This is a genomic window from Hydromonas duriensis, from assembly GCF_004363775.1.
Classification (GTDB): Bacteria; Pseudomonadota; Gammaproteobacteria; order Burkholderiales; family Burkholderiaceae; genus Hydromonas; species Hydromonas duriensis.
In genome coordinates this window covers 30,037-49,777 of record NZ_SNZE01000010.1, presented here as the reverse complement: position 1 = coordinate 49,777, position 19,741 = coordinate 30,037, and the positions used below count along the sequence as shown (strand labels likewise).

Below are 19,741 nucleotides of genomic sequence, written 5' to 3'. Positions count from 1 at the left end.
GCGACCATTAGACTGCGGGCATCTGAATTATAGACATTTAAATGTCAATCGTTTCACCCGTCCTATTGAGCATGGTATTCAAATAAGCACGAAAACGAACGGGGCGTAAAGGTTTGTACCATACGCTTACACCCAGCGTTTGCGCCTCAGCCGCCAGCTCGGTGCGCGTATCTCCAGTCATCAGCAACCGTCGAGGCGGTATTTTTTGAATTTTTTGGGCTTCAGCCAAAATATCTAAGCCTGTTTCGTGAGCCATGCCCAAGTGATAATCTGAAATCACAAGGTCAAAATCACCCTCTTCAGCAATCGATTCAACCAACATGTCCGATGATAAAATAATAGACACCTCCATACCCCAACTGCTTAAAAGCTCATTCAGGCTTTCCAGCGCCATTTCATCATCATCAATAATAGCCACTCGCTTACCCGCCAAAACATCTTGAATCGGTGCGGAGTCGGCCAAAACATCTTCTTGCGCCAACACTTTCGGCACCATCAATCCGAAACAACTACCTTGCTCAGGTATTGATTTAACCAGTAACCGTGCGCCCAACAGTCGCGCCATACGCTCAGAAATAGCCAACCCAAGCCCGACGCCACCTTTAACACGCTGCTCTGCAGCCTCGAGCCTTTGATATTCTTGGAAAATTTGTTTCGCCTTTTCAGAGGGCACCCCAGACCCCGTGTCATACACCATGATTTTTAATGCTTGCCCCGCATCATGGCGCACACCAATCAATACGCCACCTTTGTCAGTGTAGCGCAGCGCATTGCTGACGAAATTTCCTAAAATGCTGTACAACATGCCTTCATCAGAAAGCACCCATGCTTGAGATGGATGAATTTTAAAACTAAGGTTTTTTTGCTGGGCCATGTCCGCATACTCAACCATTAAGCGGGTAAAAAGACGCTGGATTGGGAAGCGCGTGAACTGTGGTTTAACCACACCTGCATCTAAGCGCGACAAATTCAGCATTGCATTAAAAGAGAGACTTAGAGAGTCAATTGCTTGCTCCATTTTTTGCAAAGTTTCGCTCAACTGAAGATTGGTGTTTTTTCTTTGCGCATCATTTGCCAGCAACGCTAAAGCGTGTAATGGCTGGCGCAAGTCATGACTGGCCGCCGACAAATAGCGTGATTGAGAGTAGTTGGCTTGCTCAAGGGCTTCGTTCTTATTTTGCAAAGCCTCAACCAAACCACTGTTTTCATCTTTGACATACAACGCAATGGCAATTTGCTCATTCAACGTTCTTAGAAAATACAGTTGTGCCAGTGCCGTCAATAAAATCTGAACAGCCAAGAAACGAAAAGATTCATCATGCATGTTGAGATAGCGATACACAATATACGCCACAGCAACGCAAAAACACAAAGTAAACAGACGCGTAAAACGTCCAACCAAAATCACCGCAATACTCGAGAGCATAGTAATCAAGGCTGAAAATTGCTGCATCCGCAACACATCCGCGTATTTCATAGCCGTGGAGAAGTAAACCGCCCACCACGCAATGACCAAGATATACGCCAAAACAAGACGACGAACCCCGCGCTCGCGGTCCTCTGTAAACAGAGTTTCTCGATTTGGAATAACTACGAATATCGTAATCGAACCCAGTAACATTGAGATACCAAAAATCAGGTGCAAACCCAGAGAAAACGCATTAACAAAAACAAGGGTACAAATAATGTACCCGAGAAAATTGGCCAATGTAAACAAAGGCAAGTTGCGCAGAAGAAGACGCACGTTTTGTTCATACAAAACGCGGTCTTGCTCACTGAGAAATGAACTCCATATTTTAAATGGCATCACTTTTTTCAATATTAGTTATTCGATACAGGGCGATACTGTCCCAAGATATCTGGATTTTCATGCACCAAGTTAATTGCTTGCGTACGAGAGTGTACACCCAAAGCTCGCAAAATACCGACCACATGGCTTTTTACTGTGCCGATGGTTGCACCAACCGAGTCGCTAATTTCTTGATTTGAACAACCTTTGGTAATCAAATACAAGACCTCTTGTTGACGTGGTGTCAATTGAGAGCTGTCACCACCCGAATGGCGTTCAGCACGCGTACGTTTGCGTTCAGGCGTATTCATCGCAGCAGTCAACAACTCTGGTGGAATATAAACGCCACCTGACAAAATCAAACGCACAGCTGAGACCAAAACTTCAGCTTTAGCGTTTTTAATGATAAAACCAGAAATGTTTTGACGATAAGCAGCTTGAATCAAATTCGTATCCGCCTGACCTGACAAAACAGCAACAGGGATATGAGGAAATTGAGCACGTACTTTCTCAAGTGCCGCCAAACCACTCGCGTCAGGCAAAGTCAAGTCTAACAAGACCAAATCCAAATCGGCTTCCGTACTCATTAAATCAAGAGTCTGACTTAACGTTTCCGCCTCAATCAGCGCGCATTTGCCGCCTAAAGCGTCATCCAAAATTGGACGCAAACCTGCACGCACCAAACCGTGATCATCCACGATTAAAATTTTATAGTCCATGACCATTCCTTCGTTTACTAAACAAATCAATTAAAAACCACCCATTGACCATGAGGTTACAGCATGGCTACTGCCTACGTACTAAAGTACGTTTATCCTTATGATAAAAATAGTGCCAACATTTCACCCGTTCGAAACTGCGCTAAACACGGATTAAATCTTAGCTTTTTTCACTGGTCGAACCCAACCTTCAAGTGAAATTTGTTTTGCACGGGACAAAGTTAGCACATTGTCAGGTGCTTGTTTGGTAATCGTTGAGCCTGCGCCAATCGTTGCCCCAGCCCCAACCACAACAGGTGCAACCAACTGGGTGTCAGAGCCAATAAACGCACCATCGCCAATAACCGTCTGATGCTTGTTGACACCGTCATAATTACAAGTGATGACCCCTGCCCCCACATTCACTCCAGCACCAATTGTCGCGTCGCCGATATAAGACAGATGGTTGACCTTAGAACCATGACCAATCGATGCTTTTTTGACTTCCACAAAGTTACCCACATGCGTTTCATTCGCCAAAACAGCTTCGGGTCGCAAACGTGAGTAAGGCCCTACCCTGGCTGACTCTCCCACCGTCGCGCCATCAATATGACTAAAAGCGGCCACTTGAGTGCCTGCGGCAATAGTTGAGTTTTTAATGACGCAATACGGTCCAATAGAGACATCGTCACCCAAAACAACAGCCCCCTCAAACACACAACCAACATCAATCGTAACGTCCGTGCCACATGTCAATCGACCACGAACATCAATGCGCGCAGGGTCAAGCAAAGTCACGCCCGCGTCTAACAATGTCGTCGCCACTTCTGCTCGCCAAATGGCCTCCAGCTCCGCCAATTGCGACTTGCTGTTGACACCTAATGTTTCCCATGCAGCATCAGGTTGCGCTGTATTAACAGGCAAACCATCTCGCACAGCCATCGCAATGACATCGGTCAAATAATATTCGCCTTGAGCGTTATCATTGGACAATTGCGCCAGCCACTGTTTCAACTGAACGGTCGGCGCAATCAACACGCCTGTATTCACCTCATTAATGCCTTTTTCCGCATCACTTGCATCTTTGTGCTCGACAATCCGTAGCACTTTGTGTTGCTCATCACGAACAATCCGTCCATAACCCGTAGGATCGGGCAAACACACCGTCAGCAAAGCCATTCCATCTTCAGCCGCCTTGACTAACTTTTGCAGCGTAGACAGGCGTGTTAAAGGCACATCACCATAAAGCACTAAAGTTGGGTACGCATCATTAAGCTGAGGTGCTGCCAACTGCAAAGCATGCCCAGTCCCCAACTGCGGCGTTTGTTCAACAAACGATACATCGGCGGCACTGACTGCAACACGCACTTGCTCCGCGCCATGACCAACCACAACGCAAAGCTGTTCCGAACCCAAACTGCGTGCGGTGTCTAAGACACGTCCGAGCAACGATGTGCCCGCCAAAGGATGCAAGACCTTGGGTAATTTAGAACGCATACGCGTCCCCTTACCCGCCGCAAGTATCACTATATTCAACATACATATTCCGTCAAAATAAATGCAATTATTCTCTATTTAATGCTGCAATCACATCAGGCTAAAAACACCAAACAAATATTCAAAAAAGTTAGCAATGTCGATACTTAGCCCCTAGTGGATAAGTAAAACTACGCATTTATATGAAAAGTCTAGCACACAAGACAGGATTTGGCTAGTGTTGTTTTGTTTAAGCCTTAAAATTATTTTTTAATTATTACTGCTTAGAAATAATTTTATATGATTCTCAACACAACAAAGGTCAAAATAAGCAGTATACATATCGACAACATGCCGACAATGCGCCACCTTTTATTCGTTTTTTGTGTAGTGAGGTATTGATGCTCCAATCGGTTTAATTGAAGCGTCAACTGAGAAACTTTTGAGGCATCTTGTAAACGCGTCAATATTTGGACAGGCGCAGCTGGCAACAAACGCACAATAGAAGGCCACTCTCGGCGCATGCGTTTAAGCAACCCTCGCGGCCCTAAAGTGTCTTTCATCCATTTCTCTAGATATGGCTTTGCCGTATCCCACAAATCTAATTTTGGATCAAGCAAGCGCCCCATGCCCTCCACATTCAACATGGTTTTTTGCAACAAAACCAATTGCGGCTGAACTGAAACTTTATACTGACGAGACACATCAAACAGCCGCATCAACACCTGCCCCAAAGAAATTTCATCAATAGGTCGTCCAAAATAGGGTTCACAAGTCGTTCTCACTGCACTGGTCAAACCTTCCAACGGTGTATCTGGAGGCACCCAGCCTGACTCGATATGTGCAGCGGCCACGGCACGATAATCGCGATTAAAAAACGCCAAAAAATTCACGGCTAAATAATGGCGGTCAAACTCCGACAACGTGCCGACAATTCCACAATCAAGGGCAATGTATCGCCCCATATATTCACCGCGTGTACCGACAAAAATATTGCCAGGATGCATGTCGGCATGAAAAAAACCATCGCGAAAAACCTGTGTGAAAAAAATTTCGACGCCGTCACGCGCCAAACGCTTAAGATTAATGTTGTAATCTTCCAACACATTTAGATGCGAAATAGGTACACCCGTCATCCATTCTTGAACCATAACCCGTCGCGCACAATAATCCCAACACATTTCTGGCACAGCCAAAATTGGATTGCCCGCAAAATGATGTCGCAACTGGCTCGCATTCGCGGCCTCACACTGCAAATCCAACTCTTGCTGTAAATGCCGCTCAACTTCACCAATCACTTCAACAGGTCGTAAACGCGTACCGTCTGGGTGAAAACGTGCGAACTGTCGTGCAAGAAAGTGTAAACACTCAACATCCGTTTTAATCAGCACATCAATATTTGGGCGCAACACTTTAACCGCGACATCACGCCCAGCCCATTTTCCCGTTCGCACCACAGCACGGTGCACCTGCGCCACTGATGCGCTGGCCACAGGCTCATCGTCAAAGTGGCTAAACAATTCATCAATGGTTGCACTCAATTGCGCTTCTATTTCAACACGAATCTGCGCACTATCAACAGGCGTCACCCTGTCTTGCAAATGAGCCAATTCATAAATATATTCAGGCGGTAATAAATCGGGACGTGTCGACAAGATTTGACCGACTTTAATAAAAATAGGACCCAACGTTTGCAATGCCATTCGCAATTGCGCGGCATCTTCCGCATGATTTGACGCACTGAGGCGATGCGGGAGCATTTTACGCATAAGGCGCACAGTCGCAGTATCGCTTGGCAACAAAGCCACCATCAAATGCAGTACACGGTGCTTTTTAAGCACGCGCCCGACATCAAGTAACCGTCGCATCACGCGCCAACTCATGACGCGCCTCCCTGCATTTTTTGTTTCAATAGCGCAACTCGCTGCTCTAAACGCTCGGTCGCATAGCGCAATTGTTGAGCATCATCCGCCAATGTAGACAAGGCACGGTGACGAACCAAAACAGGGGTGTCATCCAGTACAGCGTGTTGCACTTGCTGCGTCAAGGTTGACACCATATTTTTAAAATGCTTGAATAACTTATCCGCGCCTTGCTGCGCATAAAAACTGGGGATGTCGCCCACAACTTTAGCCAAATCCTCCCACACATCAGGCCGCAACTGCTGCGCCAAACGATTGACCCATTCTGCCAACTGCGCATCCCCTGAAATATGAACATGACGCATCACACGCTGCATGTCAAAGGGCAACTGAGCCAGGCTGTTATAAACGCTCGGGGCAATATCCAACTGCACACTAACGGGCGTTTGAGCGGGTACAACGTGCAGAATATCCGCAGCACTCACGCGCCAACGCAAGTCCAGCACACGCCCCAAAACAGGCAATGCCACACCAATCACTTGCCCTTCATGCGGCAAAGCACTGCGTGCGACCCACGGCTCATTGGCCGCCATTTTTCGGACCGCCAACGCCACCATCTGCGCAAGGCGCGAACTGAGCATGTCTGATATGTTGATATTCAATGGATTCATTTGACTTTCAGGCCCGTCTCAATACGGGCAATACGGACAATAACGCAACTTAGACTTTCCGTCTCGTACAAACGACAAAAACTATGTAGGCTGGTTTTACAATTTCACGCCTTCGTGCAACGCCACAATGCCCGCACTCATGTTGTGATACTTCACAAAATCAAAGCCCGCATCTTTCATCATGCCTTTGAGCGTTTCTTGGTCTGGGTGCATGCGAATCGACTCCGCCAAATACTGATAACTGGCCGCATCATTGGCAATCCATTCGCCCATTTTGGGCAACAGATTAAAAGAATAAAAATCGTAGGCTTTCTGCAAAGGCGCATGAACCTTTGAAAATTCCAACACAAACACACGACCGCCAGGGCGCAAGACGCGCTGCATTTCTTTCAAGGCTTGGTCTTTGTGCGTCATATTGCGCAAGCCAAAGGCCACCGTCACCACATCAAAATAATCGTCTGGAAAAGGCAGGTGCTCGGCGTTGGCCAAGGCCACGGGTGTGATTAAGCCTTTATCAATTAAACGATCACGCCCGACCCGCAGCATGGATTCGTTAATATCCGTTGCCCACACTTGACCAGACGCGCCGACTTTTTTTGCAAAGGCAATCGCCAAATCCGCCGTCCCGCTCGCTAAATCAAGAATTTTCATGCCAGGGCGCGGCGCCACACGATTCACCGTGAACAACTTCCACACCCGATGTAAGCCCACGCTCATGACGTCGTTCATGATGTCATAGTTTTTCGCCACCGAATGAAACACCTCAGCCACTTTGGACTCTTTCTCAGCCTCCGCCACCGTATTAAAACCGAAGTGCGTGGTTGCGTTTTTATGTGTTTCTGCTTCGTTTTGCAAAGCGTCTTGTGTCATTTTAGGCCTCTTCATCTATAATGCGGTCTAACCAATTAAACCCTACGTAATCGCGACATTTTAAAGGATTTTATGAGTCCGCATCCGAATTTTATACTCACTCTGTCTTGCCCCGACCAAATGGGCATTGTTCACACCGTTTCTGGATTTTTATTTGAGCGCGGCGGCAACATCATCGACTCGGCACAATTTGACGATACAGACAGCGACCGATTTTTTATGCGCGTCCATTTTCAAGAGCGTCGCCCAGATGTCACCTTAGCCATGCTTAAAACAGAATTTGCCCCGATTGCAGACAAATTCAATATGAGCTGGCAAATGTTTGATGGCAGCGTCAAGCCACGTTTGCTCATTATGGTTTCAAAAATTGGACACTGTTTAAACGATTTACTGTTCAGGCATCAATCAGGCAACTTGCCCGTTGACATTGCTGCGGTGGTATCCAATCACGCCGACTTTGCCCCTTTAGCTGCTTCGTATGGCATTCCGTTTCACCACTTCCCATTGCTCGGCGCCAGCCCTGAACAAAAAGCGGCACAAGAAGCGCAAGTGCTGTCGATTATTGAGCAAGAAAAGGTGGACTGCGTGGTGCTCGCGCGCTACATGCAAATTTTATCGGACCATATGTGCACGCAACTCAGTGGTCGCGCCATCAATATTCACCACTCGTTTTTGCCAAGTTTCAAAGGTGCAAAACCTTATCATCAAGCATTTAATAAGGGCGTTAAACTCATTGGTGCGACAGCTCATTTTGTGACCGCAGACCTTGATGAAGGCCCCATCATCGAGCAAGACATTGCGCGCGCCGACCACAGCATGAACGCAGACGACTTAACCGCTATTGGCCGAGACACGGAATGCGTTACCCTTGCGCGCGCGGTTAAATGGCATGCAGAACATCGCGTGCTACTGAATGACAACAAAACCGTGGTGTTTAAATAAACGTGATTTGAGCACCAATCAAGGGGGCTACTTAAGTTCGATGCCTTAATTTCGTGACTTTATCTTTGCCAACCAACGATCCAACGCATTTGCAAACTGCTGCACATCACGGGCAGATAAAGCCGCAGGCCCGCCCGTCTGCGTCCCCGAGTCGCGCAGTTCTTGCATAAAGTTGCGCATCGACAGCAAGGATTGTACATTTTCCTGTGTGTACCACTCGCCTCGCGGGTTTAAAGCCAAACCACCCTTCGCCACGACTTGCGCGGCTAAAGGAATATCCGCCGTCACCACCAAGTCCCCCGCCACCAGTCGCCGCACAATTTCATTGTCGGCCACATCCAAACCTGCGGGGACTTGCAACGCTTTGATGAACGCAGAGGGCGGAGTCATCAACATTTGATTGGCAATGAGCGTAGTGTTCATCTGCGCTCGCCGCGCAGCACGATATATCACCTCTTTCACCGCTTTTGGACAGGCATCCGCATCCACCCAGATTGAAGTCATAGCATTCCATTTAAATAAAAAAGCACCGCAATATAGGCTGCGATGCTTTTGTTCAACACAAATTTCGTAAAGCGTTAGTCATTCTCATCCAACACATAGTGGTAATGCCTTCTCGCCTCATCCATTCGTTCTAAAGCTGCTTTTGCAGAAACCAAATCTGAACTGCGAACAGCCTGATTCACGTCTGCGATATTTTTTTGCAATCGTTCCATACCCTCACGATAGATGACGGGGCTGTCATCATAATAATGCTTACGTGCGGCATCAGCGCTGCTTTGCAGTTTTTGCGCATATTGCGCAAACTCTTCAATCGTCGTGCTACTCATCGCGCCACGATAAGCACTTTTCATCGACTTCATTGCCAGCTCAATTTCATCTGCTTGCGCCGCTGGCACTACCGCTATCGTACTGAAAACAGCTAGGCTGGCTATAAAAAAGCCATTTTTAATGTATTGCAAGAACCATGCAGTCATGCTCACTCCTTTTGTTGATGAATAAAATAACATTAAACCCAAAAAGATTTAAATATAAAAACCCCTTAAGGCAATCAATTATCCTATCTTTAAACAAAAGAGTCTATCCCTTTAAGTAGAATAGACAAGCCAACCGAACATCTAATACCACGCCATTAATACAGCCAGCCTCATCCAAAGCCAAAAAAGCATAAAACATTCGCAACTTCTTCACGCCGAGCAAGACTACTCTGCCAGCATTGACCTGCAGCATCCAAGACCATCTGGAATTGAATCTAAAATCGGCGTTTGAATAAACCCATGCACACCGCGATGCCTTTGGGGTTCAAAATTCGCACGCCCAAGTTAGTTACTTTAATCACTCACCCAACGCATCGTGATAATGCTTTTTCGCCTCATCCATACGACCCAAAGCCGCTTTTGCAGAAGCCAAATCTGAGTTGCGGATGGCTTGATTCATTTCAGCCATGTTGTGCTGCAATCGTTGCATGCCTTCGCGGTACACGGCGGGATTGTCACTGAAGTTTTGACCGCGCGCTGCATCGGCAGCACTTTGCAGTTTTTGCGCATATTGTGCAAACTCTTCAATCGTTGTGCTGCTCATTGCACCACGATAGGCGGCTTTCATCGACTTCATCGCCGATTTAATTTCATTTGCGTGCGCGACGGGCACGACTGCCGCCATGCTAAACACAGCCAAACTGGCTGCAAAAACACCTGTTTTAATGCGTTGAGAGAATGATGCGTTCATGCTTGACTCCTTTAATTGAACAAAAAACACTTGCGTTGACGAACAATTAAACTTTAAGCCTTAAAAATTAAGTGAACATTAAAGCCAAAAATTTTGGGGCGAATGCGGACGATTTTAAATCGATAAGCCGCCCGACACCTCTAATGCCACGCCATTAATATAACTCGCTTCATCCGAGGCCAAGAAAGCATAAACATTCGCAACTTCTTCAGGCTGTCCTAAGCGACGTTGCCAGCATTGAGCTTGCATGCTGTCCAAGACCTTTTCTGGAATCGAATCTAAAATCGGCGTTTGAATAAAGCCCGGGCACACCGCATTAACACGAATGCCTTTGGGACCCAATTCGCGTGCCCATGTCGTTGTGAAACCGATGACGCCGTATTTGCTCGCCGCGTAATTGGTCTGACCGAAGTTACCATACAAACCAACCACGCTTGAGGCGTTTAAAATCACCCCTGATCCTTGTGCAAGCATGACCTCAGCGACCGCTTGAGCGCAGGTGAACACTGCTTTCAAATTCACGCTAATCACTTGGTCAAACTGCGCTTCTGTCATATTGATTAAACGGGCGTCGCGCGTAATGCCCGCGTTATTGACCAACACGTCAATGCGACCATAATCATTTTTAACCTTAGCGACCAAAGCATCGACCTGCGCACGTTCAGTGACATTTGCAACCGCCACATCGCATGTAAAGCCCGCTTGTTGCATGAGTTGTTGAGCCGCTTGCAAACTGGCTTCATTCATATCAACCAACACCACTTGCGCACCTTCTGCGGCAAATTTTTTCGCCGTGGCAAAACCAATGCCTTGAGCTGCCCCAGTGATGATGGCGACTTTATGGGCTAAACGACTCATGATTTTTCCTTTAAAGCATTAAAAAAGAAGACAGGTCTCAGTGCTCAACCCGTATTTAGGCATCCACATCCATAATGGCATTGGTATACACCTCTTGCACATCATCCAAATCTTCCAACATATCAATGATTTTTTGCATTTTGATGGCATCATCGCCAGACAACTCAATGTCATTCTCGGCGCGCATCGTGATGTCCGCCTCTTCAGCGACCAAACCTGCGGCTTCAAAAGCAGCCTTGAGCTGTTCAAAATCAATAGGATCACACAACACTTCGGTCACTCCTTCATCATCCGTGATGACATCTTGTGCGCCCGCATCCAAGGCGACCGACATGATGCTGTCTTCCGACACATCGGGGGCAAACAAAAATTGACCGCAGTGCTTAAACATAAACGCGACCGAACCATCGGTACCTAAATTGCCGCCATGTTTAGACAGCGCATGACGCACCTCGGCCACGGTTCGTGTGCGGTTGTCAGTCATGCAGTCAATGATAATGGCCGCACCACCGATGCCATAACCTTCATAACGCAACTCTTCGTAATTATCGCCCTCATCCGCTCCAGCGCCGCGGGCAATGGCTCGGTTGATGTTGTCATTCGGCATGTTTGCGCCTTTGGCCTTATCGATGGCGAGGCGTAAACGCGGGTTGGCGCTCACATCGCCGCCGCCTGTTTTAGCCGCCACTTGCAACTCTTTAATCAAACGCGTCCACACTTTACCGCGTTTGGCATCCGCAGCAGCCTTCTTGTGCTTAATATTCGCCCATTTGCTATGTCCAGCCATGTCCGTCCTTCAAAAATATCAAGAGCCTGTCGTCGTCAGGCTGCTTTAGTTTATAATCGGCGCACATTTTAACACACGCGCTGGTCTTAAAACCAGCCTGCATTCAAGGAGTGTCCTTCATGGCTGAGCCCATTTTAATTGGCAAATCCACAAGCTCGGATGTCTATTTCTTACCCGCGATGGGCAACCGCCACGGCCTCATCACTGGCGCAACGGGCACGGGTAAAACCGTCAGCTTGCAAGCATTGGCTCAACACTTTGTTGATTTAGGCATTCCTGTATTTATGGCGGATGTTAAAGGCGACTTGACGGGCATCAGCCAAGCGGGCGGCGGCAATGATAAGGTCATTGCCCGACTCAAAGAACTGGGTTTGCCTGAACCCGATTATCAAGGCGCACCCACCACTTTGTGGGATGTGTTCGGCGAAAAAGGCCATCCTGTTCGCGCCACCATTTCAGACATGGGGCCTTTGTTACTCGCTCGCATGCTGGATTTGAACGACACGCAAACAGGCGTGTTGAACATGGTATTCCGCATCGCCGATGACAACGGCATGTTATTGCTCGACTTAAAAGACTTGCGTGCGATGTTAAGTTATGTCGGCGAAAACGCAAAAACATTCACCACAACATACGGCAACGTTTCAGCGGCTTCCATTGGTGCTGTACAACGCGGCTTGCTAGCGATTGAAGAGCAAGGGGCTGGCCAGTTTTTCGGTGAACCGATGCTCAACATCGCCGATATGATGCAAACCGTTGGCGGTAAAGGCGTGGTCAACATCCTCGCGGCTGACAAATTAATGAATTCACCACGTGTATACGGTGCGTTTTTACTTTGGATGCTGTCCGAATTGTTTGAAACTTTGCCTGAAGTGGGCGATGTGGATAAACCTAAATTTGCCTTTTTCTTTGACGAGGCTCATTTATTGTTCAATGATGCGCCGAAAGTCTTGCTCGAAAAAATTGAACAAGTGGTGCGCTTGATTCGCTCAAAAGGCGTTGGTGTCTATTTTGTCACGCAAAACCCCATTGACATTCCTGATACTGTTTTGGGTCAACTCGGCAACCGTATCCAGCATGCCTTACGCGCATTTACACCACGCGACCAAAAAGCCGTACAAATTGCCGCGACAACAATGCGCGCCAATCCTGATTTAGACATCCAAACCGCCATTACAGAGCTTGGTGTGGGCGAAGCCTTGGTCTCAACATTGGATGAAAAAGGTCGCCCAAACATCACGCAACGAGTTTTTGTGTTGCCTCCGGCTTCACGTCTTGGCCCCGCCACCGAAGCCGAGCGAGCAGCATTGATGAGCGGCTCAATTGTGGCTGGCGTATACGAACAGACGGTTGACTCTGAATCGGCTTACGAAAAACTGCAGGTGCGCACGCAAGCGGCGCAAGTCGAGCACGCAGATGCTAAAAAAGCAGAAGAAAGCGGCGGTTTATTGGATTCGATTGGCGACATGTTTGGCAGTTCAAAAAAATCATCGCGTAGCGACAGCGCACTGGAAGCCTTTGCAAAAAGCACCATGCGCAGCGTCGGCAGCAGCATTGGTCGGGAGCTGGTGCGCGGCGTATTGGGTAGTCTTTTTGGTGGGGGTAAAAAACGATGACACATGAAGTTTACACGCCAGAGTCGCCCAAAACTGCACTTAAGCATTTGCTCGACAATAATCGCGTGTGGTCTGAAAACACGCGTGCACGCGACCCACTGTTTTTTGAAGCATTGGCTTTCCAACAAACACCTGAATACATGTGGATTGGTTGCGCCGATTCTCGCGTCCCCGCAAATGAATTGATTGGCTTATTGCCTGGACAAGTGTTTGTGCATCGCAATGTGGCCAATTTGATTGTTCACAGCGATTTAAACTGCCTATCTGCCATGCAGTTTGCGGTTGACATGTTGAAAGTTAAACACATGATTGTCTGCGGGCATTACGGCTGTGGCGGCGTCCAAAGCGTACTCAATAACCAAAGGGTTGGCTTGGCAGACAACTGGCTGCGACACATTCACGACATTCGAATCAAATACAATGCACTATTGACGCAAGTTGACGATGAACAATTGAAGTTAAACCGCTTGTGCGAATTGAACGTCATTGACCAAGTGGTGAATGCGTGCCACAGTACGGTTGTGCAAGACGCGTGGACGCGTGAACAAAACATTTCGGTACACAGCTGGATTTACAACCTGCACGATGGTTTGTTGCACAACCTAGGGTTGGAAGTATCATCCATTGATGAATTGGTGGCTCAGTACGAAGCCGTGATGACGCGCATGAGCCAAAGCACTTAATCAAGGCACTTAAGCCATCTGCTTAGACAGAACACTTAAACAACATCGCTTTGTGCGTCTTAAACCTCGCTTTTAACAATTCAAAGGTGGTATTTACGGTACAATTCCCATCTATTTTTTCACACATTATGGGTTCATATCTATGGCTCTCACTCTTGACGATGTGCGCAAAGTCGCACGGCTGGCACAGCTTGAATTAAACGCATCCGAAGAAGCACAAACACTGACTCACTTGGACAATATTTTCAAACTCATTGACCACATGGGTTCGGTTGACACCACGGGTGTTGCGCCACTGAATCATCCGATTTCAATGATTCAAGAAGTCTCGCAACGCCTGCGCGAGGATAAGGTGACCGAAGACAATCATCGCGATGCCAACATGGCGAACGCGCCGCAAAAATCCGATGGTTTATTCCTCGTACCCAAAGTCATCGAGTAGCCTTGAGCTCAATTGAATCAAACCGCCAACTATCGCTTGTGGCGGTAACGATTCAAAGCACAATTCAATGTACTCCACCGACGGTCGATTTATTGTTCATTTCTTTTAGGCATCCCATGCTTCACACCTTATCTATTGCACAATTGCGTCAGCAACTACACAACAAAGAGGTTACTGCCACTGAAGTGGCTCAACACTTTCTTAAACGCATTCACGCCCACGCCGATTTAAACGCATTCATCACGGTTGATGAATCCGCCACATTGGCGCAAGCAGCCGCTGCTGATGCCGCATTACAAAGCGGGCAAGCGGGCGCGTTGGCGGGCATTCCCTTGGCGCACAAAGACGTGTTTGTCACCACGGATTTCATCACCACGGCAGGCTCAAAAATCTTGACGGGCTATAAAAGTCCTTTCACCGCAACTGCGATTGCCAAACTGGGGGCGGCGGGTGCGGTGTGCGTAGGCAAAGCCAATATGGACGAATTCGCCATGGGCTCATCGAACGAAAATTCTTTTTACGGTGCGGTGAAAAACCCTTGGAACACCAAAATGGTACCTGGCGGTTCTTCAGGCGGTTCGGCGACTGCGGTCGCAGCGGGTCTATGCTTGGGCGCAACAGGCACGGACACAGGCGGTTCAATTCGCCAACCCGCGTCATTCACGGGCATCACGGGCATCAAGCCGACTTATGGTCGTGTGTCACGTTACGGCATGATTGCTTACGGCTCATCCCTTGACCAAGGCGGCCCCATGGCGCGGACGGCTGAAGATTGCGCACTTTTACTCACTGAAATGGCGGGCTTTGATGCGAAAGACTCGACTTCTATTGAACGTGACGATGAGAACTTCTCGCGTTTATTGAATCAACCGTTCAGCCCTGATGCGACTGAATCACAACCGCTTAAAGGTTTAAAAATTGGTGTGCCTGCGGAATTTTATGGCGAAGGTTTGGATGCCGAAGTAAAAGCCGCGACATTAACCGCAATTGAGCAATTTGTGAAGCTCGGTGCTGTGGTGGTTGATGTGAACCTGCCAAAAACTGAGTTGTCTATTCCCACGTATTACGTGATTGCACCTGCAGAGGCATCAAGCAATTTATCGCGTTTTGATGGGGTGCGCTACGGCCATCGCGCCACGACCTACACCGACTTAGAAGACATGTATCGCAAAACCCGTGCAGAAGGCTTCGGCTGGGAAGTGCAACGCCGCATTTTAATCGGGACATACGTGCTCTCTCATGGCTATTACGATGCGTATTATTTACAAGCTCAACGGTTACGCCGCATGATTGCGCAAGACTATCAAAACGCCTTGGCACAATGCGACGTCATCATGGGGCCTGTCGCTCCAACGACCGCATGGGCTTTGGGCGACAAAACCAGCGACCCTGTGCAGATGTATTTGGCAGACATTTACACTTTATCTCTTAATTTAGCGGGGCTACCAGGCATGAGCGTGCCTTGTGGCTTTGATGGTCAAGGCTTGCCGATTGGTTTACAAATCATTGGCAATTATTTTGATGAAGCCCGTTTGTTGCAACTGGCACATGCGTTCCAACAACACACGGATTGGCATCAGCACAAACCTGCTTTGGCAGGATAAACAAGGAGAATCATGATGTGGGCTCAATGTCGCTATATCTTGTTAGTCGTTACCGCGCTTGTACTGGGCGGTTGCCAAGCGGTCAATGTACTTTCCAAAGCCAGCCACAAAATATCACGCCCCGTCAATATTGATGGTTACTGTAGCCAAACCGACGAAGCGGGTTACCGAGACCAAATCAAAATCAGTGTCAAAAATAACACCGTGCAAGCACTGGACTGGACCGCCAGCCCCAAACAAGGCACCTGCCGATTCCAGCTCAATGATTTCACACAAATTGCCACTCGCCCCACGGCAGACTTGCAATCAAAAACAGACCGCCGTTGTCACGTACTGGTATGGCAAGACCGAGACCATATCACCGTCGCGGCGAATGGCTGCCAAAGCAGCTGCCCCGCCAGCGACCAACTGTTGCCCGTTTTGCTTGACTCACAAACGGGCGGCTGCAAACCGAGATAATTCATACACAACAACAGGAACATCATGCCTTTAAAACCATTACGCATTGCCGCGTTTGCCTTCATCAGCGCGTTGACTTTAGCTGCGTGTCAAAACACGCCCAGCACGACAGGTACAACGCCAACGTCACCAGAAAAACCGCCGATTCCTAAAAAAAATACGGGGCCTGTGACCATTCAAGGCAATTGCCAGCAACGCGACGAGACCGATGGTTATCGCGATAAAATCAGCATTGCGGTCAAAGACAATGTCGTCAGTGCATTGGATTGGACCGCCAATCCTCGCAGCGGTTCATGCCGTTTTCAACTAAAAGATTTCACGCAAGTATCCAGCAGCCCCACCGCCGACTTGCAATCGAAAAAGGACAAAAATTGCCATCTGTACGTATGGCAAGATGACCACCACATCACGGTGGCCTCTTACTCTTGCCGCAAGCTATGCCGCGTCAACGATAAAATTTTACCCGTACTACTTGACCCTCAAACGGGCAACTGCAAAGCAAAATAACGATTTTTAAAGGTGAGCACATGAGCTGGGAAGTCATTATTGGGTTAGAAACCCACGCACAACTATCCACTGAGTCCAAAATTTTTTCTGGTGCATCAACCACGTACGGTGCAGCACCGAATACACAATCCTGCCCTGTCGATTTGGCATTGCCAGGCGTGTTGCCCGTGTTGAACAAATCGGCGGTTGAAAAAGCCATCGCATTTGGATTAGCCATCGGTGCAGAAGTCGCACCTGTGTCGATTTTTGCTCGTAAAAATTATTTTTACCCTGACTTACCCAAAGGCTATCAAATCAGTCAATTTGAACTGCCCGTGGTCATCGGTGGCACACTGAGCTTTAATGTCGGCGAAAAAGACAAAGCCTACAAAAAAACGGTGCAACTCACACGCGCCCACCTCGAAGAGGATGCGGGTAAATCGAATCACGAGCTGTTCGACAATGAAAGCGGGATTGATTTAAACCGCGCGGGCACGCCCTTGCTCGAAATCGTCACTGAACCATGTATTTACAGCGCAAAAGAAGCGGTTGCTTACGCCAAAACACTGCACAATCTCGTCATGTGGCTCGGGATATGCGATGGCAATATGCAAGAAGGTTCGTTCCGTTGCGATGCCAACGTGTCCGTCCGCCCCGTCGGTCAAAAAGAATTTGGGACGCGCCGTGAAATTAAAAATTTGAACAGCTTTAAATTTCTCGAAGACGCCATCAACTACGAAATCAACGAACAAATTCGCATCATCGAAGATGGGGGCGTGATTAAACAAGCCACGGTTTTATTCGACCCAAACAGCGGCAGCACGCGCGTCATGCGCACCAAAGAAGATGCACACGACTACCGCTACTTTCCAGACCCAGACCTTGCACCCTTGGTGATTTCTGACGCTTGGCGTGAACGTGTGCGCGACGCCATGCCCGAATTACCAGCCGCACTGCAAACACGCTTTGTGTCGCAATATGGCTTATCTGAATACGACGCCGAACAAGTGTCGGCTTCAAAAACGCACGCCATCTATTTTGAAACAGCCGTCGGCGCAATGACGCAACCCGATGCAAAAATGGTGGCCAACTGGATGATGAGTGACTTGGCCGCCGCTTTGAACAAAGAGGAAATTGACTTGGGCAACAGTCCTGTGTCGGCGCCACGCTTGGCGCAACTGCTGGCGAAGATTCAAGACAACACCCTGTCCAACAAATTGGCAAAAGAGGTTTTTGCCGCCGTTTGGGCAGGCGAACACAGCGACAAGGGCGAGGCGCAGATAGAGTCCATCATCGACACACGCGGCTTAAAGCAAGTGTCAGATGTGGGTGCGATTGAAGCCATCATCACCGAAGTGATGAACAACAATGCCCAAGTGGTTGAAGAGTACCGTGCGGGTAAAGAAAAAGGCTTTGGCTTCCTTGTGGGGCAAATCATGAAAGCCTCTAAAGGCAAAGCCAACCCAGCGCAAGTCAATGAGTTGTTATTGGCCAAACTCAAAAGTTAATGAACGCAGGACATCAAAATCAACCTGCTACCCAGCTTGAATGATGGATTATTGACTTTGTGACGTAATACAAAAAAGAGCCGCTTATGCGGCTCTTTTTTACCTATACATTTTTTGTACATTAACGAACAGCATGCCACTTAACGATATCGGGCTGACCTTCTAAAAGTTCAGGCAGTTTACTTAAAGCATGTTGCACGTGCTCGGTTTGCCAGTGTTTGACCTCTTCGGTTTCATTTTTCCAAATTTCAATCGACGAAAACTCATACGAATTTGTTGCGCTTTGGAGGTAGTAATACTCTAAACAACCCTCTTCCTTAGCGTTGGTCGCTTCAGTGAGTGACTTCATCAGCGCAATTGCTTCAGCCAATTTGTCACTTTTCACCTTGAATCGACCTGTGACATAAAAAGCGGCATCCGTTTCAGGCGTGTTTGTCAGAGCCTTATAAAGCTCACCCGCCACCAAATCCGATGAAGCGGGGTTTTGCCCTGTAATCAACAACCCATCGACCACAGCATAAGGCACCCAATCCTCGACTTTGCTAAAAATGCCTCCATTTGCTTTGAGCATGTCTTCGACTAAAAAGGGCACCACATCAGTCAGTTGAACGGCATCTTCTTCTGTATTCGTAAAGCCTGTGACTTTTTTACCTTTAACCAAATAATCACCGTTTGATAATTTGACATGCTTCAACGCAGCGGGCGCGTGGCAGACAAACGCAACGGGCTTGTTTGATTCATAAAACTGAGCAATCAATTGCATGGAGGTTGTGTCGTTGGCTAAATCCCATAATGGACCGTGACCACCTGGATAAAACACAGCGTCAAACTCTTCTGGACGAACATTGCTCAGCGGCAGGGTTGTTTTTAACTTGGCTAAAAGTTCATTGTCCGCATCCATGCGGCGCGTGGCCTCGGTTTGAAAGCTCGGTTCATTGCTCTTTGGGTCGAGTGGTGGCTGCCCGCCTTTAGGAGAGGCCAATGTAATTTCAAAACCTTTATCCAAAAGGTTGTAATAAGGCGCGGCCAATTCTTCTGACCAGAAACCTGTTTTAAGACCTGTATTGCCTAAATCTTCGTGGCTGGTCAGTACAAATAAGATTTTTTTCATTCGATTATCCTTAGTTAGACGATTAAAGAATAGCATCATAGGCTTTGTCCGCCACCAACTCAATACATAAAAAAATCAACTTCTTGCCTAAAACAATCAAAAAATAGGTTTATATTTGACAAAATACACTTTTTTAATGCTTAATACCCGC

The 19,741-nt window shown here is 47.8% G+C and carries 20 protein-coding genes and 1 pseudogene; 8 read left to right on the top strand and 13 right to left on the bottom strand.

What is annotated here, in order from left to right; translation table 11 throughout:
- Nucleotides 1-37: 37 nt before the first annotated feature.
- From DFR44_RS06120 to ubiE, 6 genes are all read right to left on the bottom strand, one after another.
- Nucleotides 38-1,807, bottom strand: coding sequence for an ATP-binding response regulator (locus tag DFR44_RS06120; RefSeq protein ID WP_133620131.1), 1,770 nt, complete (start codon nucleotides 1,805-1,807; stop codon nucleotides 38-40).
- Nucleotides 1,808-1,821: 14 nt separating this feature from the next.
- On the bottom strand, nucleotides 1,822-2,508 hold the full coding sequence (locus DFR44_RS06115; RefSeq protein WP_162845182.1) for a response regulator: 687 nt from the start codon (nucleotides 2,506-2,508) through the stop codon (nucleotides 1,822-1,824).
- A gap of 153 nt (nucleotides 2,509-2,661) precedes the next feature.
- Nucleotides 2,662-4,023: a bifunctional UDP-N-acetylglucosamine diphosphorylase/glucosamine-1-phosphate N-acetyltransferase GlmU gene (gene glmU / locus DFR44_RS06110; RefSeq protein ID WP_133620214.1), complete on the bottom strand. Its 1,362-nt coding sequence runs from the start codon at nucleotides 4,021-4,023 to the stop codon at nucleotides 2,662-2,664.
- 236 nt (nucleotides 4,024-4,259) lie between these two features.
- Nucleotides 4,260-5,846: a ubiquinone biosynthesis regulatory protein kinase UbiB gene (gene ubiB, locus DFR44_RS06105; protein WP_211336909.1), complete on the bottom strand. Its 1,587-nt coding sequence runs from the start codon at nucleotides 5,844-5,846 to the stop codon at nucleotides 4,260-4,262.
- Complete coding sequence (locus DFR44_RS06100) at nucleotides 5,843-6,496, bottom strand: ubiquinone biosynthesis accessory factor UbiJ (protein WP_133620127.1); 654 nt, start codon at nucleotides 6,494-6,496, stop codon at nucleotides 5,843-5,845. Before DFR44_RS06100 ends, ubiB begins: the two co-directional genes overlap by 4 nt.
- Before the next feature lie 96 nt (nucleotides 6,497-6,592).
- Nucleotides 6,593-7,366 (bottom strand): bifunctional demethylmenaquinone methyltransferase/2-methoxy-6-polyprenyl-1,4-benzoquinol methylase UbiE, encoded by a 774-nt coding sequence (gene ubiE / locus DFR44_RS06095; protein WP_133620125.1) that lies wholly within the window; start codon nucleotides 7,364-7,366, stop codon nucleotides 6,593-6,595.
- A gap of 72 nt (nucleotides 7,367-7,438) precedes the next feature.
- On the opposite strand from ubiE, the gene purU reads away from it, so the two are divergent.
- Nucleotides 7,439-8,308, top strand: coding sequence for a formyltetrahydrofolate deformylase (gene purU, locus DFR44_RS06090; RefSeq protein WP_133620123.1), 870 nt, complete (start codon nucleotides 7,439-7,441; stop codon nucleotides 8,306-8,308).
- A gap of 45 nt (nucleotides 8,309-8,353) precedes the next feature.
- On the opposite strand, the gene DFR44_RS06085 is transcribed toward purU, so the two are convergent.
- The 5 genes from DFR44_RS06085 to DFR44_RS06065 form a co-directional block, all read right to left on the bottom strand.
- Nucleotides 8,354-8,812, bottom strand: coding sequence for a YaiI/YqxD family protein (locus DFR44_RS06085; protein WP_133620120.1), 459 nt, complete (start codon nucleotides 8,810-8,812; stop codon nucleotides 8,354-8,356).
- Between the two features lie 74 nt (nucleotides 8,813-8,886).
- Nucleotides 8,887-9,285, bottom strand: a complete 399-nt coding sequence (locus DFR44_RS06080; protein ID WP_162845181.1) for a cytochrome b562 — start codon at nucleotides 9,283-9,285, stop codon at nucleotides 8,887-8,889.
- Between the two features lie 358 nt (nucleotides 9,286-9,643).
- Nucleotides 9,644-10,036 (bottom strand): cytochrome b562, encoded by a 393-nt coding sequence (locus tag DFR44_RS06075; protein ID WP_133620116.1) that lies wholly within the window; start codon nucleotides 10,034-10,036, stop codon nucleotides 9,644-9,646.
- Nucleotides 10,037-10,150: 114 nt separating this feature from the next.
- The gene (locus DFR44_RS06070; RefSeq protein WP_133620114.1) at nucleotides 10,151-10,894 is read right to left on the bottom strand and encodes a beta-ketoacyl-ACP reductase; all 744 of its coding nucleotides are present in this window, start codon (nucleotides 10,892-10,894) and stop codon (nucleotides 10,151-10,153) included.
- A 55-nt stretch (nucleotides 10,895-10,949) separates the two neighbouring features.
- A complete protein-coding gene (locus tag DFR44_RS06065; RefSeq protein WP_133620112.1) occupies nucleotides 10,950-11,681 on the bottom strand; it encodes a YebC/PmpR family DNA-binding transcriptional regulator in 732 nt (243 codons plus the stop codon).
- 119 nt (nucleotides 11,682-11,800) lie between these two features.
- Between DFR44_RS06065 and DFR44_RS06060 the strand changes: the two genes are divergently transcribed.
- The 7 genes from DFR44_RS06060 (at nucleotide 11,801) to gatB (ending at nucleotide 18,479) form a co-directional block, all read left to right on the top strand.
- Nucleotides 11,801-13,297: a helicase HerA-like C-terminal domain-containing protein gene (locus DFR44_RS06060; RefSeq protein WP_133620110.1), complete on the top strand. Its 1,497-nt coding sequence runs from the start codon at nucleotides 11,801-11,803 to the stop codon at nucleotides 13,295-13,297.
- Entirely contained in the window at nucleotides 13,294-13,980 is a 687-nt protein-coding gene (can, locus tag DFR44_RS06055) for a carbonate dehydratase (protein WP_133620108.1), read from the top strand. The genes DFR44_RS06060 and can overlap by 4 nt, the downstream gene beginning before the upstream one ends.
- 142 nt (nucleotides 13,981-14,122) lie before the next feature.
- Nucleotides 14,123-14,422: an Asp-tRNA(Asn)/Glu-tRNA(Gln) amidotransferase subunit GatC gene (gene gatC / locus DFR44_RS06050; RefSeq protein ID WP_133620106.1), complete on the top strand. Its 300-nt coding sequence runs from the start codon at nucleotides 14,123-14,125 to the stop codon at nucleotides 14,420-14,422.
- Between the two features lie 116 nt (nucleotides 14,423-14,538).
- The gene (gene gatA, locus DFR44_RS06045) at nucleotides 14,539-16,026 is read left to right on the top strand and encodes an Asp-tRNA(Asn)/Glu-tRNA(Gln) amidotransferase subunit GatA (protein WP_133620104.1); all 1,488 of its coding nucleotides are present in this window, start codon (nucleotides 14,539-14,541) and stop codon (nucleotides 16,024-16,026) included.
- 12 nt (nucleotides 16,027-16,038) lie between these two features.
- Complete coding sequence (locus DFR44_RS06040) at nucleotides 16,039-16,485, top strand: hypothetical protein (RefSeq protein ID WP_133620102.1); 447 nt, start codon at nucleotides 16,039-16,041, stop codon at nucleotides 16,483-16,485.
- 24 nt (nucleotides 16,486-16,509) lie between these two features.
- Nucleotides 16,510-16,992, top strand: coding sequence for a hypothetical protein (locus DFR44_RS06035; protein ID WP_133620100.1), 483 nt, complete (start codon nucleotides 16,510-16,512; stop codon nucleotides 16,990-16,992).
- Nucleotides 16,993-17,012: 20 nt separating this feature from the next.
- The gene (gatB, locus tag DFR44_RS06030; protein WP_133620098.1) at nucleotides 17,013-18,479 is read left to right on the top strand and encodes an Asp-tRNA(Asn)/Glu-tRNA(Gln) amidotransferase subunit GatB; all 1,467 of its coding nucleotides are present in this window, start codon (nucleotides 17,013-17,015) and stop codon (nucleotides 18,477-18,479) included.
- 121 nt (nucleotides 18,480-18,600) lie between these two features.
- Here gatB and DFR44_RS11650 read toward each other — a convergent pair whose 3' ends face one another.
- Complete coding sequence (locus DFR44_RS11650; protein WP_281275627.1) at nucleotides 18,601-18,942, bottom strand: putative quinol monooxygenase; 342 nt, start codon at nucleotides 18,940-18,942, stop codon at nucleotides 18,601-18,603.
- Nucleotides 18,916-19,590, bottom strand: a pseudogene (locus tag DFR44_RS06025) (type 1 glutamine amidotransferase domain-containing protein); the annotation flags it as partial. The pseudogene DFR44_RS06025 and the gene DFR44_RS11650, both read right to left, overlap by 27 nt.
- Nucleotides 19,591-19,741 lie beyond the last annotated feature (151 nt).

Coding starts and splice junctions, on each gene's coding strand:
- DFR44_RS06120 (WP_133620131.1), bottom strand. CDS start 1,807: ATGCCATTTAAAATATGGAGTTCATTTCTCAGTGAGCAAGACCGCGTT.
- DFR44_RS06115 (WP_162845182.1), bottom strand. CDS start 2,508: ATGGACTATAAAATTTTAATCGTGGATGATCACGGTTTGGTGCGTGCA.
- ubiB (WP_211336909.1), bottom strand. CDS start 5,846: ATGAGTTGGCGCGTGATGCGACGGTTACTTGATGTCGGGCGCGTGCTT.
- DFR44_RS06100 (WP_133620127.1), bottom strand. CDS start 6,496: ATGAATCCATTGAATATCAACATATCAGACATGCTCAGTTCGCGCCTT.
- ubiE (WP_133620125.1), bottom strand. CDS start 7,366: ATGACACAAGACGCTTTGCAAAACGAAGCAGAAACACATAAAAACGCA.
- purU (WP_133620123.1), top strand. CDS start 7,439: ATGAGTCCGCATCCGAATTTTATACTCACTCTGTCTTGCCCCGACCAA.
- DFR44_RS06085 (WP_133620120.1), bottom strand. CDS start 8,812: ATGACTTCAATCTGGGTGGATGCGGATGCCTGTCCAAAAGCGGTGAAA.
- DFR44_RS06080 (WP_162845181.1), bottom strand. CDS start 9,285: ATGACTGCATGGTTCTTGCAATACATTAAAAATGGCTTTTTTATAGCC.
- DFR44_RS06075 (WP_133620116.1), bottom strand. CDS start 10,036: ATGAACGCATCATTCTCTCAACGCATTAAAACAGGTGTTTTTGCAGCC.
- DFR44_RS06070 (WP_133620114.1), bottom strand. CDS start 10,894: ATGAGTCGTTTAGCCCATAAAGTCGCCATCATCACTGGGGCAGCTCAA.
- DFR44_RS06065 (WP_133620112.1), bottom strand. CDS start 11,681: ATGGCTGGACATAGCAAATGGGCGAATATTAAGCACAAGAAGGCTGCT.
- DFR44_RS06060 (WP_133620110.1), top strand. CDS start 11,801: ATGGCTGAGCCCATTTTAATTGGCAAATCCACAAGCTCGGATGTCTAT.
- can (WP_133620108.1), top strand. CDS start 13,294: ATGACACATGAAGTTTACACGCCAGAGTCGCCCAAAACTGCACTTAAG.
- gatC (WP_133620106.1), top strand. CDS start 14,123: ATGGCTCTCACTCTTGACGATGTGCGCAAAGTCGCACGGCTGGCACAG.
- gatA (WP_133620104.1), top strand. CDS start 14,539: ATGCTTCACACCTTATCTATTGCACAATTGCGTCAGCAACTACACAAC.
- DFR44_RS06040 (WP_133620102.1), top strand. CDS start 16,039: ATGATGTGGGCTCAATGTCGCTATATCTTGTTAGTCGTTACCGCGCTT.
- DFR44_RS06035 (WP_133620100.1), top strand. CDS start 16,510: ATGCCTTTAAAACCATTACGCATTGCCGCGTTTGCCTTCATCAGCGCG.
- gatB (WP_133620098.1), top strand. CDS start 17,013: ATGAGCTGGGAAGTCATTATTGGGTTAGAAACCCACGCACAACTATCC.